Genomic DNA, 12,668 nt, shown 5'->3' on the forward strand with positions numbered 1-12,668 from the left:
TGTCTGGTCCGTCTGGTCGTTCTGTCCGCGAACCCGCTGTTCGTGCGGGTTGGTTCTTGTCGTTGTATCCCGCTGCGGGTGAGGGCGGGGGTTGCTTCGTACCGAAGCGCGCGCGTCGGCCGTCGTTCGGCACTGGTGGTGGTGATCCTGAGCGGGCTCGGATGGAGGCCGCTCGGCGGGCTCGCGCCCGGTTGCGGCGCTACTGCGTGGCCAACGAGCTGAACCGTCTGGGGACGTTGACCTACGGGCCGCCGTTCTGCACCGACCCGGGTCAGGCCCGTGCTGACGTCGGGGTCTTCTTCCGTCGCCTGCGCGGCGCGCTGGGTGGGGAGGCGTTTCCGTATGCGTGGGTGCCGGAGTTCCACAAGGACCAGCAGCGGCTGCATCTGCACTTCGCGGCTGGGCGTTACATCAAGCGTTCGGTGATCGAAGAGGCCTGGGGGCACGGGTTCGTCCACATCAAGCGTCTCAGTGACGTTCCGGCGGGCAGCGGCACCCGTGGGGAGGCGCGGCGCGCGGCGGGGTATCTGTCGAAGTACGTGTCGAAGTCGTTCGCGGACCAGCGGATCAAGGGCCGCCACCGCTACGACGTGGCGCAGGGGTTTCGCCCGGAGCGGATGACGGTGTGGGGCCGTTCGGCTGGTGAGGTCATCGGCCTGGCCTCAGACCTACTCGGCCAGCGTGGGCCGCTGCACCTGTGGCACTCCGATGAGCAGCCGGGCTGGCAGGGCCCGCCGGCGGTGTGGGCGCAGTGGTCATGAGCGCACCGACGCCGGAGCAGATCGCTGCCTGGGTCGAGCACACGTGTGCGGTCCAGGGAGTTCCTGCACGGGTGGGTGATCGACGGGTCGTGACGCGGGTCGTGGCTCTCCTGACTGGCGGGGTCGGGGACCCGCCCGGCAAGCGAAGCGCGGACGGGGCCCCGACCCTGCCCGTTCGGCAGACAAGGAAGGCATCATGAGCAGACGACACAAGCCCCGCCAGCAGGCCCAGGGATCGCGCTATCAGCAGGCCCGGCGCAACGCAGCACGGTCGAAGCCAACGCGGGAACCCGAGGACGGTCCCGGCTTCGGCGGCGGCGACGGGGGCCTTGATCCGGCGGTGGATCTGGCGTTGGCGCAGTTGTTCCGCCGTGAGTGCAGCGACTGCGGCTCACAGCGGCTGCGCTGGTTCGTCGGCGCGGATGCGGACAGTGTGCTCGGTTCGGCACCCCGAGCGCCGGGGCGCCGGGGAAGAGCGAGGCGACGTGGCCGTCGGGCCCGACCCCGAGCATCAGCACGTCGAAGTCACCCGAACCCTGGGAGCGGATCGTGTCGGCGTACGCCGTCGCGGGCTGAGGCAATGCTGGTGCAGATGCCGGACGAGTGGCGGGCGGCTGCTGACTGCTGGGTCTGCCTGCGTTGCGGCGAGTCCGGCGCGTTCGGCCCCTCGGAGTGGGAGCCGTTCTAGCGGCCGCACCCCAGGTGGACCGGGCCAGGTGACCGGGCAGGGCGACCGGGCGGAGTGACCGGGCGGGGTGACCGGCCTGGTCTGCGGTGGTGGGGGGGGGGGGGGGGGGGGGGGGGGGGGGGGGGGGGGTCCCGCCCCCCCCCCCCCCCCCCCCCCCCCCACCCCGACCCAACGGAGCAGCAGGGGCCAGCGCCAGGACGGTGCCGGTCTTTCAACTGCGCCAGATGGGCTGCACGCGATCGAGCTCGACGGTGTGTACCCCGGCGCGTCCCGGGGCGATGACGGCGTGGTCGAGCACTGCTTTGACGATGGCGTGTTGGCGGTCGAGGTTCAGCGTGGCCCACGAGGCGCGTAGCTGGTGGCCGTTGCCGACCAGGCCGGTCAGTGCGGTGGTGCGGGTCAGGCGGGCCAGCGCACGGGTGTGCTGTTCGATGCTGGCTTCGATCGGGCGTCGGGCGGTGAGCCATTCGCTCATCGAGATCGCGCCGTCGCCGTAGGCCTTTGCCAGTTCGTCGCGGCGCTCGGTTGCGGCCTCGAGTTCGGCGGTGAGGTCACGGGTTCGGGTGTCGCTGCTGTTCCGGCCGGTCATGGCATCGGCGAGTTCGGGGCTGTCGAGGCGGTAGAGCACGGCCTGCGCGATCAGGTCCTCCAACGGTTCGGCGGTCACGGTCAGGCGACCACATCCGCCGTGGTCGGGACCGGACAGGCACACGTAGCGGCGGCGGCTCGCTCGGGGGCTGGAGAACAACCGGTTCTCGCATCGTCCGCACCGCAGCAGCCCGGAGAGCAGGTAGCGCTGCGGGGCACGTCGCCCCGAGGACGCGCGTTCGGCGAACGCGGCCAGGATCTTGCGGTGGGTCTCCTCGCTGATGATCGGCTCCCACTGCCCGGCACCGACGATCTGCCCACGATGGACACGCAGCCCGGCATAGCGGGGATTGATGAGCATCCCGCGCAGCGTGCTGGTGCGCCACTCCGAGCCCTTGACCGTCGGATACTGCTCCTCGTTGAGCCAAGCAGCGATCGAACGCGTGGACTCCCCGGCCAGGACCCGCTCGATGATCGCGCGGAACATGGCCGCTTCGTCGGGGTCGATCGTGACGAAGTCTGACCGGTACCCGTACGGGCGTGTGGAGCCACGGTGCGGGATGCCCTCGATCGCGTCCTGCTCATGCTTGCGCGCCACGCGCCGCGACTTCGATGCCGACTCGTTCGCTGCGACCGCCGCGAGCATCCGCACCACCAACAGCCCGTCGCCGGTGGTGATGTCGCTGTGCCCGGTCACGAACCGGACGTGTCGGACCTTGGCAGCGTCGAGCACGGCAAGGAACTGCTCCAGCTCGATCGGACGGCGGGTCAGACGGTCGAGGTGATAGACCAGCACCGCATCGACCGTCCCGTCGGCCAGGTCGTCGAGCAGTCGTTGGTACTCGGGGCGACGGCGACCGGAGTAGGCCGAGATGTCGTTGTCGACATACTCATCGACCACCGCCCAGCCCAGGGACGCGGCCAGCTTGCGGCAGTCGTCGAGCTGACGACCCACACCGGCGGCGTTGCCGTCACTGTCGTGGCTGATCCGGGCATAGATCGCGGCACACTGCGGGGTCGAGGTCATGGGGTCACATTACGGACGCAGCAGGAACGAAGTTCCGCTCTGTCGGCGCCACCACCGGGCGAAGACCCACTCGGCCTGGCGCTACGACATCGTGATGCCCGGCTCCTACGAGTGGACCAGCCCGAACGGCTTCCGGTTCCGCGTCGACCACCGCGGCACCCACCCGGTCCACCCGCCCGACGAGTAGCCGCCCCGCCCCGAACCCCGCAGGACCGACACCCTGCGGGGACATCGGCACGTCCGGGTGCAGCCGACGCCGGGTCAGCCGCCCGCCCGGACCAGCACCTCCGGGGCCAGCCACTTGCAGGCGATCAGGGCCAGCTCGAGATCGAGCCGCTCCTCGCCGAGCGCCTTGCCGCGGGCCTCGATCGCCCGGTCGACCCGGTACTTCACGGTGTTCTTGTGCAGGTGCACCCGGGCGGCGGTGGCGACGTAGCTCTCGCGCTCCTCGACGAAGGCCAGCAGGGTCTCGCGCAGCCGGGCCGCGCCGTCGGTGTCCTCCGCGAGGTCGCCGAGGGCGCCGCGGACCAGGAGGCGGGTGGCGGGCAGGTCGCGGGCGAGGAGCGCGGCGGCCCGGACGGTGGGGTCGTCGTACCTGACGACGTGGCCGGCCGGGTGCTGCCCGAGCTGGGCGACCTCCTGGGCCGCCGCCGCGCCCAGGTGACTGACCCGGAAGCCCGGCTCCCCGGCGCCGACCGGTCCCAGCGCGACCGACACCTCACCACCTCCGGCGACGAGGTCGTCGATCGCGGTCAGGTCGGGCTCGCCCGCCCGGCCGATGGGCACCCAGGCCCAGGCGGTCTCGCGGTCGCGCGGGACGAAGAGGGCGTGACCGGCGCCGACCCGATCGGCGATCAGGCCGACGGTCCGCTCGACCGCGGCCAGGTCGCCGGCGCCCGGCGCCGTCCAGAGCACGAGCCCGAGGTGGTGCTGACGCAGCCGGTAGCCGAGCGACGCCTCGGCGGCGGCGACGTCCAGCCGCTCGTCGCGCAACAGCGCCTCGACGGTCTCCCGCTGGACGGCGCTGCGGTTCGCCAGCCACCGCTCGCGCTCGGACTGGTAGGCGCCGATCACGTCCTCGGAGACGGCGTCGACGTACTCGAAGGAGGTCTGGGTCAGCAGGTTGCTGGTCTGCAGGGCGAGCAGGGGGTCGGGGACGCGCACCGCGATCTCCTCGACCGCCCAGGCGAGGATGAGCTGCTGGCCGAGCCGGTAGGCCCGCAGCAGCGCGCTCGGGGAGGTACCGCGTTGGGCCAGGCGCCGGGCGTACTCGACGGCCGCCGACGGCGCCCGGATCTGCTGCGCGGGCACGTGGCCGCGCAGCAGGTGGGCGAGGTTCTCGAGGTTGGACCCGGCGCTGCCGTGCAGCAAGGCCACCAGGGCCGGGTCCTTCGGCAGCTCGGGGATCCGCTCCCCGAAGGCCCGGACGAGCTCGTCGGTGAGCTCCGCGTGCCGCCCGGCAAGCAACGCGGCGATGCCCTGGAGCTCGGTCTCCGGGTCCGACATGGAACCTCCTGTTTGGGCCGTCGCACCAACGGTGACGGCGGTCACGCCATCGTGCCAGAGCGGTACGGCGGCCCGCCTTGGCCGCGTAACCCCGAATCAGCGCGCGGAGTTTGGTTCCTCGAACCAAGAGGGATCCGGTACGGCGGACCTACCGTTCCCGCATGACCCTGGACCACCTGCCCTGGCACCGCCCGGCGGCGTACGACGACCGCCCCTGTGTCCGCGACGAGCGGACCGAGCTCACCTACCGTGCGTTCGCCGAGCGCGTGGACGCCGCGGCCGGGCAGCTCGCCGGCCTCGGCGTCGGTCCCGGCTCGGTGGTGGCGGTGATGCTGCCCAACCGGGTCGAGCTGCTCGTCGCGATCATGGCGGCCTGGCGACTGGGCGCTGCCGCGACGCCGGTCAACCCGACCTTCACCGCGACCGAGGCCGGCCACCAGGTCGAGGACTCGGGTGCGGTCGTCGTGCTCACCGGCGATCCGGCCGCCCGGTTCGGGAGCGCGACGACCCTCGACGTCGCCGACCTCGCCACCGTCCCCAGCGGGGTCCCGCTCCCTGCGGCCCACACCGAGAGCGGCGACCTCGCGCTGCTCGTCTACACGAGCGGCTCGACCGGCCGTCCCAAGGGTGTGATGCTCGACCACGGCAACGTGGACGCGATGATCGCCAGCATGGGCGAGGCGATCGCGATCGGCCCCGACGACCACTGCCTGCTGGTGCTGCCGCTGTTCCACGTCAACGCGATCTGCGTCAGCTTCCTGACCCCGATGTCGGTGGGCGCCCAGCTGTCGGTGCTGCAGCGCTTCCACCCGGTCGAGTTCCTGCAGGCGGTCGAGACCCTGCGGCCGACGTACTTCTCGGCGGTGCCGACCATCTACTCCCACCTGGTCGCGCTGCCGGCCGAGGTCCGGCCCGACACGAGCTCGGTGCGGTTCGCGATCTGCGGTGCCGCACCGGCGCCGCCGGAGCTGTTCGCGGCGGTCGAGAGGAGGTTCGGGTTCCCGCTGGTGGAGGGCTACGGCCTCTCGGAGGGCACCTGCGCCTCGACGTGCAACCCGGTCGAGGGGCTGCGCAAGCCCGGCACCGTGGGACCCGCACTGCCCGGCCAGCTGGTCGCGATCATGGCGCCGGACGGCACCCTGGTCCCGACCGGCGAGCGCGGCGAGGTCGTGGTCAAGGGCGCCAACGTGATGCGCGGCTACCTCAACCGGCCCGAGGCCACCGCCGAGACCCTGGGCGACGGCTGGCTGCACACCGGTGACGTCGGGATCCTCGACGAGGACGGCTACCTGCGCATCGTCGACCGGATCAAGGACATGATCATCCGGGGTGGGGAGAACATCTATCCCAAGGAGATCGAGAACGTCCTGCACGGCGACCCCGCTGTGTTGGAGGCAGCGGTGGTCGGCGGCCCCGACCCGGTGTACGGCGAGGTGGTGGTCGCCTTCGTCTCCGCTCGCCCCGACCACGCCGTCGACGTCGACGTCGACGCGCTGCTCGCGCGCTGCCGTGCCGAGCTGACGAAGATCAAGGTTCCGGTGGCACTGCACGTGCTGGATGCACTCCCCAAGAACCCCGTCGGCAAGATCGACAAGCCCGCGCTGCGGGCTCGGCTGGCCCCGACGACCACGGCAGGGCGGGCCTGAGATGGGATTCGTCAACGGATCGCCGCAGCCGGTGCCGCCGGCACAGTTCCTCGCCCTGCCGCTGCGGGAGCGGTTGCGGATCCTGACCACGCACTGGGTCGACGACGGCTTCGGGACGCCGCGGATGCTGCACGTCGTCTACATCCTCAAGATGCTCGGTCTCTACTTCGCGATCGGCCTGGCGATCACCTCGTGGACCACCGACCACGTCCACTTCACCGACCCGGGCACGTGGTTCGACAACGTGGTCGTCTACCAGAAGCTCGCCGTGTGGCTGATGCTGTTGGAGGTGCTCGGGCTGGGCGGCACCTTCGGCCCGCTGTGCGGCCACTTCGTCCCGATGGTCGGCAACATCCGGTACTGGCTGCGCCCGGGCACGCTCCGGATGGCTCCGTGGGGGCGGCACGTGCCGTTCACCGGTGGTGACGAGCGAACCCTCTTCGACGTCGCCCTGTACGTCGCGGTACTGGCCAGTCTGGTGGTGCCGCTCGTCGCGCCCGCCGAACCGGTGGCGCTGCTTCCGGCCGGAACCGGGCCGCAGGAGCTGGTCGCGCCGGCGGCGTTCCTGCCGATCCTGGTGACGATGCCGCTGATGGGGCTGCGGGACAAGGTGATCTTCCTGGCCGCGCGCTCGGAGCAGTACCTGCCGATCATGGCCCTGTCCGCCGCGCTGGGGGCGATCGCGCTCGCCGAGGACGCCTCGCCGGCCGACTTCGTCAACCTCGTCGTGGCGTTCAAGATCGTGATCTGCGTGGTGTGGATCGGCGCCGGGGTCTCCAAGCTCGGCGAGCACTTCAGCAACGTCGTGCCGCCGATGATCTCCAACTCCCCCGGCCAGCTGAACCTCGTCAAGCGCCTGCACTACCGCGACGCGCCCCGCGACCTGCGTCCGAGCCGGTTGGCCACGTTCCTGGCCCACGTCGGCGGCACCACCGTGGAGATCCTGATCCCGGTGGCGCTGCTGCTGACCGCGAACAACACGGTCGCGATGCTCGGCGCGATCGCGATGCTCGTCTTCCACCTCTTCATCACCTCCACCTTCCCGCTCGCGGTGCCGCTGGAGTGGAACGTCTACTTCGGCTACGTCGCCGTCGTCCTGTGGGGCGGCACGGATCTCGGTGCCGGGTTCGACGCGTCGGTCTACAACATCGGGGAGTTCTCCAAGCCCTGGCTGCTGGTCCCGATCTTCGCTGTGCTGCTCTTCGGCCCCGTGCTGGGCAACCTGCGCCCGGACCTGGTGTCGTTCCTGCCCTCGATGCGGCAGTACGCCGGCAACTGGGCCTCCGCGGTGTGGGCGATGAAGCCAGGGGTGGAGGATCGGATCGCCACCCTCCCGCTCGCCGAGACCCAGGTCGCGCAGCTGCAGCGCATGCAGCCGATGCCCTACGAGGCCGGCGAGGCGGAGATGATGATCCAGAAGGCGCTGGCCTGGCGGGCGATGCACAGCCAGGGCCGTGGCCTGTTCTCGGTGCTCTACGAGCACCTCGACGACATCGAGTCCCGCACCGTGCGCGAGGCCGAGTTCGTCTGCACCACACTGCTCGGCTGGAACTTCGGCGACGGCCACCTGCACGACGAACGACTGATCGCCGCCGTGCAGAAGCGGCTCGGGCTCGAGCCCGGCGATCTCGTCGTCGCCTACTGCGAGTCGCAGCCGACGCCGTGGCGCAGGTCGCGGCCGCAGGAGTACCGGGTGATCGACGCCGCCCTCGGCGTCGTCGAACGCGGCAGCTGGGACGTGCGTGACTGCGTCCGGGAGCAGCCGTGGCTGCCCAACGGACCGATCCCGCTGCAGGTCGGATGGAGTGCCGACGGCTACCGTCGTCAGCACACCCTGACCAGCGGTAAGGACCCCGTCTCTTGACCAGTGCAGTCGTCGTGGGCAGCGGCCCCAACGGTCTCGCCGCCGCCATCCGCCTGGCCCAGGCCGGACTCGCCGTCACCGTGGTGGAGGCGCACGACCGGCCGGGCGGCGGGACCCGCACCAGCGAGCTCACACTGCCGGGACTGCTCCACGACGACTGCGCCGCCTTCCACCCCACCGGCGTCGCCTCCCCGTTCTTCGCCTCGCTCGACCTGGCGCGGCACGGCCTGCGCTGGCTGTGGCCCGAGATCGACCTTGCGCACCCGCTCGACGACGGCCGGGCCGGGGTCGCTGCTCGCGACATGGCGCTCTCGGTGGCCTCGCTCGGCGAGGACGGCGCCCGGTGGCGCCGGATCTTCGAGCCGATCGTGCGCCACTTCGACGACCTGATCGGCGAGGTCTTCCAGCCGCTGCTCCATGTGCCCCGACACCCGCTCACCCTGGGCCGGTTCGGCGCGAAGGCGTTGCTGCCGGCCACCTGGACCACCGCCCGGTTCCGCGACGCCCCCGCTCGGGCGCTGTTCACGGGCGTCGCCGCCCATGCGTTCGGCCGGCTCGACACCCCGCTGAGCGGGTCGGTCGGGCTGATGCTGACGGGTACGGCGCACGCGGTCGGATGGCCGGTCGCCGAGGGCGGCACGGAGGCGATCACGCGGGCGCTGCTGGCCGAGCTCGCGTCGTACGGCGGGCGCGTGGTGAGCGGTGTCCGGGTCACCTCGCTCGACCAGCTGCGCGAGGTCGTCGGGACGGTGCCCGAGGTGGTCGTGCTCGACACGGCACCGGCCGGCGTGCTCGACATCCTGGGCGACCGGCTGCCCGCACGGGTGCGCCGCTCGCTGACGCGCTACTCCTACGGGCCCGCGGCGTTCAAGGTCGACCTCGCGATCGAGGGCGACATCCCGTGGACCAACGAGGCCTGCCGCCGGGCCGGCACCCTCCACCTCGGGGGTACGGCGGAGCAGGTCGCCGCGATCGAGAAGGGCACCGTGCGCGGACGGATGGCCGACCAGCCGTTCGTGCTGCTCGGCCAGCAGTACCTGATCGATCCCACCCGGTCGAACGGCACCGCCAACCCGGTCTACGCCTACGCGCACGTCCCGCACGGCTACACCGGTGACGCGACCGAGGCGGTGCTCGGACAGATCGAGCGGTTCGCGCCCGGCTTCCGGGAGCGGGTGCTGGCCGTGTCGACCCGCAGCCCGGCGGACTGGGAGGCGTACAACCCCAACTACGTCGGAGGCGACATCTCCGCCGGCGCCAACACGGCCCGTCAGATCGCGTTCCGGCCGCGTCCGGCGCTGGATCCGTACGCGCTGGGCGTCCCCGGGGTCTACCTGTGCTCGTCGGCCACCCCGCCCGGCGCCGGGGTGCACGGGATGGGCGGGTTCCATGCGGCGGAGGCGGCGCTGCGGCGGCTGTGCTGAACCTGTTCCGCACCCCATGCGAATCGGTCGCGAAAGCGCCAAGATCACGACCATCACGCATGGGGTGCGGTAGGTCAGACCGCCCGGATCACCTCCAGCGCGCGGGTGACACGCTCCGGGTCGTCGTACGGCAGCCAGGTGATCCGCGGGTCGTTGCGCCACCACGCCAGCTGGCGGCGGGCGAACTGCCGGGTGGCGACGGAGGTCTTCTCGATCGCCTCCTCGACGCTCATCTCGCCGGCGAGGACGGCGATCGCCTGGCGGTAGCCGATGGCGAGCGCGGCGGTGCGGCCCTCGGCAAGGCCCTCGTCGAGGAGGCGGGAGACCTCCTCGAGCAGGCCGTCGTCGAACATCCGCCGCACCCGTACGGCGATCCGCTGGTCGAGGGTCTCCCGGTCGATCGAGACCCCGAGCTGGACGGTGCGCGGGTCGACGTACTCCTGCACGGGGAGGTTGGCGCTGAACGGGGCGCCGGTGATCTCGATGACCTCGAGGGCACGGACGACGCGACGGCCGTTCTCGACCTCGATCCGCTCGGCAGCCGGCGGGTCCAGCTCGCGCAGGCGCGCGTGGAGGGCGGGGCTGCCGACGACGGCGAGCTCGGACTCGAGCCGGGCGCGGACGGCGGGGTCGGTGCCGGGGAACTCGAACCGGTCGAGGATCGCTCGCGTGTAGAGGGCGGAGCCGCCCACGAGGACCGGTGTCGCGCCACGACCGCGGATGTCGGCGATCGCGGCCCGTGCCCAGCCCTGGAACTCCGCGACGGTGGCCGGGTCGCGCACGTCGAGGGTGTCGAGGACGTGGTGCGGGATCCCGCGACGCTCGGCGGGCGGCAGCTTCGCCGTACCGATGTCCATGCCGCGGTAGACCTGCATCGCGTCGGTGTTGACCACCTCGCCGTCCAGCGCCTGCGCGAGGTCGAGGGACAGCGCCGTCTTGCCGCTGGCCGTCGGGCCGACGATCGCGACGATCGGAGGCGTGGTGGGCGTGCTCGGCATGGGATTAGTGTGGCAATGACCCGCATCCAGCGGCCGACGCGGGGCCGGAGCAGCAGGCCGGAACGCAAGGAGGCAACGATGGGATTCCTGGACAAGCTGAAGGGCGCCAAGGACACGGTCGCCGACAAGGTCGGCGAGGCGGTCGACAAGCACGGCGACAAGATCGAGTCCGGTCTGGACAAGGCCGCGGGCTTCGTCGACGACAAGACCGGCGGGAAGTACCACGCCAAGATCGAGGGTGCGGCGGGCAAGGCCAAGGACGCGCTCGGCAAGCTGGAGGGCGACCACCCCGGCGACGAGCAGCCGCCCGGCGGCACCCCGCCGGCACCGTGATCCTCTAGGGTGACCGCGGCGGCTCAAGGCGGGCCGTCGCACTCACTGCGCTGGGGGACTCTCGTGGGCTTTCTCGATGACGCCAAGGACAAGCTGACCGACGCCGTCAACAGCCAGGGCGACAAGATCGGCGACGCGCTCGACAAGGCCGCCGACCTCGCCTCCGACAAGACCGGCGGCAAGTTCGATGCCAAGCTCGAGCTCGGCGCCGAGAAGGCCAAGGACGCCCTCGACTCGCTCGACGGCAAGAACGACGACATCAGCTGAGCGCCCACCGCCGGCAGAAGCGAGCACCTCGGTGACCGTCACGGACCCAGCAACCGGGAAGACCCGGTTCGCCGTGGTCCCCGCCTCCTACGTCTTCCTCCTGCGAGAGACCGGCCCCGGAGGCGGCGCCGGCACCGAGGTGCTCCTGCAGCTGCGGCAGAACACCGGCTACATGGACGGCTTCTGGGCCGCAGCTGCGGCCGGTCACGTCGAGCGCGGCGAGACCGCCGAGGTCGCGGCCCGGCGCGAGGCGCTCGAGGAGGTCGGCGTCGACGACCTCGACCTCACGTTCGTGACGGCGATGCAGCGCACCGCCCACGACCTGCCGATCGACGAGCGGATCGACTTCTTCTTCACCGCCCGGTCCTGGACCGGGGAGCCCCGCATCGTCGAGCCCGCCAAGTGCGCGGACCTGCGCTGGTTCCCGCTGTCCGCGCTCCCCGAGCCCCTGGTGCCGCACGAGGCGGTCGTCCTCGCGGGTCTGCGCGCCGGCGGGCTGCCGGCGCTGAGCCACCACGGCTTCGAAGAGGTCTGACCGGCCGGCCAGCGGTTACCACGTGTTCGGGTGCTCCCTGATCGAGAGGAGAGCCATGAACCAGGAACTGTCACCTCAGCCGAAGCCGGTCGCCGAGCCGCCGGCACCGCCGCCGGGCGGTCCGAACCGGATCGAGGGGGTCGGTGGGGACGGCGCCTACAGCACCGAGCCGCGCGACCCGAGCCCGTGGCGCAACCCCGCCACCGACGACGAGCTGCCCGCCGAGACGCTCACGTCCGAGGACACCGACACCGAGGCCACCAAGGGCAACCCCGACGTGCCTCCGGAGACGGAGTCACCCGCGTAGCAGCCGCGTCTCCAGCCGGGTCTCGACGGCCGTGCCGTCGGCGCCGCGCTCCACGAAGTACGCCGCCTTGCCGTCCTCCTCGCTCAGCGCCTCGACCAGCTCGGTGCCGCGGTAGTGGAGGCCGACGCCGTCGTCGGTGGCGTAGCCCGCCGGCAGCGCGCCGTCGGCGATCAGCTGCTGGAAGAGCGGGCGCCGCTGCTCCTCGGAGTCGTAGTGCACGCCGTTGGAGAACGGGACCAGGCCCAACCCGTTGGTGATCGGGCGCAGGTCCGGCCCGAACGAGTCGGTGGTGCCGCCGCTGTGCCAGCAGATCGAGCCGGCCGAGACGCCGGTCAGCACGACGCCGGCCTCCCACGCCTCGCGCATCACGTCACCGACGCCGTGCAGCTGCCACATCGCCAACAGACCCGCGACGCTGCCGCCCCAGACCCAGATCACGTCCTGCGACAGCAGGTGCTCGCGGATGTCGGCGACGTTGGGCATCGCGAACAGCGACAGGTGGTTGCCGTGGAAGCCGGCCTCCTGCGCCATGTCGTAGAAGTCCCGGACCACCGCGGGTTGGTCGCCGCAGGCGGTCGCGAGGAAGCAGACGCGAGGCGCGCGGCCCTCGACGCCGGCCAGGTCGACGGCGTACCTCGTCAGCGGGCCGACCGACCACCGGTTGCGCGGGCTCGGCACGACCCCGCCCGAGGTCGCGACGATCGTCGGTGCGTCGGCTGCCACG

Annotated in this window: 14 protein-coding genes; 9 read left to right on the top strand and 5 right to left on the bottom strand. The window is 71.8% G+C overall.

The genetic code is table 11. The annotated features are described in order from the left end of the window. The first annotated feature begins 206 nt into the window (after positions 1-206). Complete coding sequence (locus KU893_RS02970) at positions 207-761, top strand: rolling circle replication-associated protein (RefSeq protein ID WP_218232835.1); 555 nt, start codon at positions 207-209, stop codon at positions 759-761. A 194-nt stretch (positions 762-955) separates the two neighbouring features. On the opposite strand, the gene KU893_RS23455 is transcribed toward KU893_RS02970, so the two are convergent. Beyond that, positions 956-1,621, bottom strand: coding sequence for a 6-phosphogluconolactonase (locus KU893_RS23455; RefSeq protein ID WP_308167165.1), 666 nt, complete (start codon positions 1,619-1,621; stop codon positions 956-958). Positions 1,622-1,660: 39 nt separating this feature from the next. Further along, positions 1,661-3,064 carry a recombinase family protein gene (locus tag KU893_RS02980; protein ID WP_218232836.1) on the bottom strand — a complete coding sequence of 468 codons (1,404 nt, stop codon included), beginning with the start codon at positions 3,062-3,064 and terminating at the stop codon, positions 1,661-1,663. On the opposite strand from KU893_RS02980, the gene KU893_RS02985 reads away from it, so the two are divergent. Next, positions 3,063-3,251 (top strand): hypothetical protein, encoded by a 189-nt coding sequence (locus KU893_RS02985; RefSeq protein ID WP_218232837.1) that lies wholly within the window; start codon positions 3,063-3,065, stop codon positions 3,249-3,251. The two genes, KU893_RS02980 and KU893_RS02985, sit on opposite strands and share 2 nt — an antisense overlap. Positions 3,252-3,325: 74 nt before the next feature. On the opposite strand, the gene KU893_RS02990 is transcribed toward KU893_RS02985, so the two are convergent. After that, positions 3,326-4,570: a PucR family transcriptional regulator gene (locus KU893_RS02990; protein ID WP_218232838.1), complete on the bottom strand. Its 1,245-nt coding sequence runs from the start codon at positions 4,568-4,570 to the stop codon at positions 3,326-3,328. A gap of 161 nt (positions 4,571-4,731) precedes the next feature. Between KU893_RS02990 and KU893_RS02995 the strand changes: the two genes are divergently transcribed. Genes KU893_RS02995 through KU893_RS03005 form a run of 3 tightly spaced genes read left to right on the top strand, consistent with a single transcriptional unit; the run spans position 4,732 to position 9,504 of the window. Next, positions 4,732-6,216 carry a class I adenylate-forming enzyme family protein gene (locus tag KU893_RS02995; RefSeq protein ID WP_218232839.1) on the top strand — a complete coding sequence of 495 codons (1,485 nt, stop codon included), beginning with the start codon at positions 4,732-4,734 and terminating at the stop codon, positions 6,214-6,216. A gap of 1 nt (position 6,217) precedes the next feature. Next, positions 6,218-8,080, top strand: a complete 1,863-nt coding sequence (locus KU893_RS03000) for a DUF3556 domain-containing protein (RefSeq protein ID WP_218232840.1) — start codon at positions 6,218-6,220, stop codon at positions 8,078-8,080. Next, positions 8,077-9,504: a phytoene desaturase family protein gene (locus KU893_RS03005; RefSeq protein ID WP_218232841.1), complete on the top strand. Its 1,428-nt coding sequence runs from the start codon at positions 8,077-8,079 to the stop codon at positions 9,502-9,504. The genes KU893_RS03000 and KU893_RS03005 overlap by 4 nt, the downstream gene beginning before the upstream one ends. 74 nt (positions 9,505-9,578) lie before the next feature. Here KU893_RS03005 and miaA read toward each other — a convergent pair whose 3' ends face one another. Then, entirely contained in the window at positions 9,579-10,502 is a 924-nt protein-coding gene (gene miaA / locus KU893_RS03010; protein ID WP_218232842.1) for a tRNA (adenosine(37)-N6)-dimethylallyltransferase MiaA, read from the bottom strand. A 78-nt stretch (positions 10,503-10,580) separates the two neighbouring features. Here miaA and KU893_RS03015 point away from each other — a divergent pair, with 78 nt between their 5' ends. The 4 genes from KU893_RS03015 (at position 10,581) to KU893_RS03030 (ending at position 11,944) form a co-directional block, all read left to right on the top strand. Further along, positions 10,581-10,835 (top strand): antitoxin, encoded by a 255-nt coding sequence (locus tag KU893_RS03015; protein ID WP_218232843.1) that lies wholly within the window; start codon positions 10,581-10,583, stop codon positions 10,833-10,835. 63 nt (positions 10,836-10,898) lie between these two features. Continuing rightward, the gene (locus tag KU893_RS03020) at positions 10,899-11,102 is read left to right on the top strand and encodes an antitoxin (protein WP_218232844.1); all 204 of its coding nucleotides are present in this window, start codon (positions 10,899-10,901) and stop codon (positions 11,100-11,102) included. Between the two features lie 31 nt (positions 11,103-11,133). Then, positions 11,134-11,637: an NUDIX hydrolase gene (locus tag KU893_RS23100; RefSeq protein WP_257440835.1), complete on the top strand. Its 504-nt coding sequence runs from the start codon at positions 11,134-11,136 to the stop codon at positions 11,635-11,637. Positions 11,638-11,692: 55 nt separating this feature from the next. Further along, a complete protein-coding gene (locus KU893_RS03030; RefSeq protein WP_218232846.1) occupies positions 11,693-11,944 on the top strand; it encodes a hypothetical protein in 252 nt (83 codons plus the stop codon). On the opposite strand, the gene KU893_RS03035 is transcribed toward KU893_RS03030, so the two are convergent. Then, the gene (locus tag KU893_RS03035; RefSeq protein WP_218232847.1) at positions 11,933-12,667 is read right to left on the bottom strand and encodes a Type 1 glutamine amidotransferase-like domain-containing protein; all 735 of its coding nucleotides are present in this window, start codon (positions 12,665-12,667) and stop codon (positions 11,933-11,935) included. The genes KU893_RS03030 and KU893_RS03035 overlap by 12 nt on opposite strands. Position 12,668 lies beyond the last annotated feature (1 nt).

Origin of the sequence: Nocardioides daeguensis, assembly GCF_019192965.1 — a bacterium.
GTDB lineage: Bacteria > Actinomycetota > Actinomycetes > Propionibacteriales > Nocardioidaceae > Nocardioides > Nocardioides daeguensis.

Excerpts from the sequence above, each read along its gene's own strand:
- KU893_RS02980 (WP_218232836.1), bottom strand. The coding sequence starts at position 3,064 with ATGACCTCGACCCCGCAGTGTGCCGCGATCTATGCCCGGATCAGCCAC.
- KU893_RS03030 (WP_218232846.1), top strand. The coding sequence starts at position 11,693 with ATGAACCAGGAACTGTCACCTCAGCCGAAGCCGGTCGCCGAGCCGCCG.
- KU893_RS02985 (WP_218232837.1), top strand. The coding sequence starts at position 3,063 with ATGGGGTCACATTACGGACGCAGCAGGAACGAAGTTCCGCTCTGTCGG.
- miaA (WP_218232842.1), bottom strand. The coding sequence starts at position 10,502 with ATGCCGAGCACGCCCACCACGCCTCCGATCGTCGCGATCGTCGGCCCG.
- KU893_RS03000 (WP_218232840.1), top strand. The coding sequence starts at position 6,218 with ATGGGATTCGTCAACGGATCGCCGCAGCCGGTGCCGCCGGCACAGTTC.
- KU893_RS02990 (WP_218232838.1), bottom strand. The coding sequence starts at position 4,570 with ATGTCGGACCCGGAGACCGAGCTCCAGGGCATCGCCGCGTTGCTTGCC.
- KU893_RS02995 (WP_218232839.1), top strand. The coding sequence starts at position 4,732 with ATGACCCTGGACCACCTGCCCTGGCACCGCCCGGCGGCGTACGACGAC.
- KU893_RS03015 (WP_218232843.1), top strand. The coding sequence starts at position 10,581 with ATGGGATTCCTGGACAAGCTGAAGGGCGCCAAGGACACGGTCGCCGAC.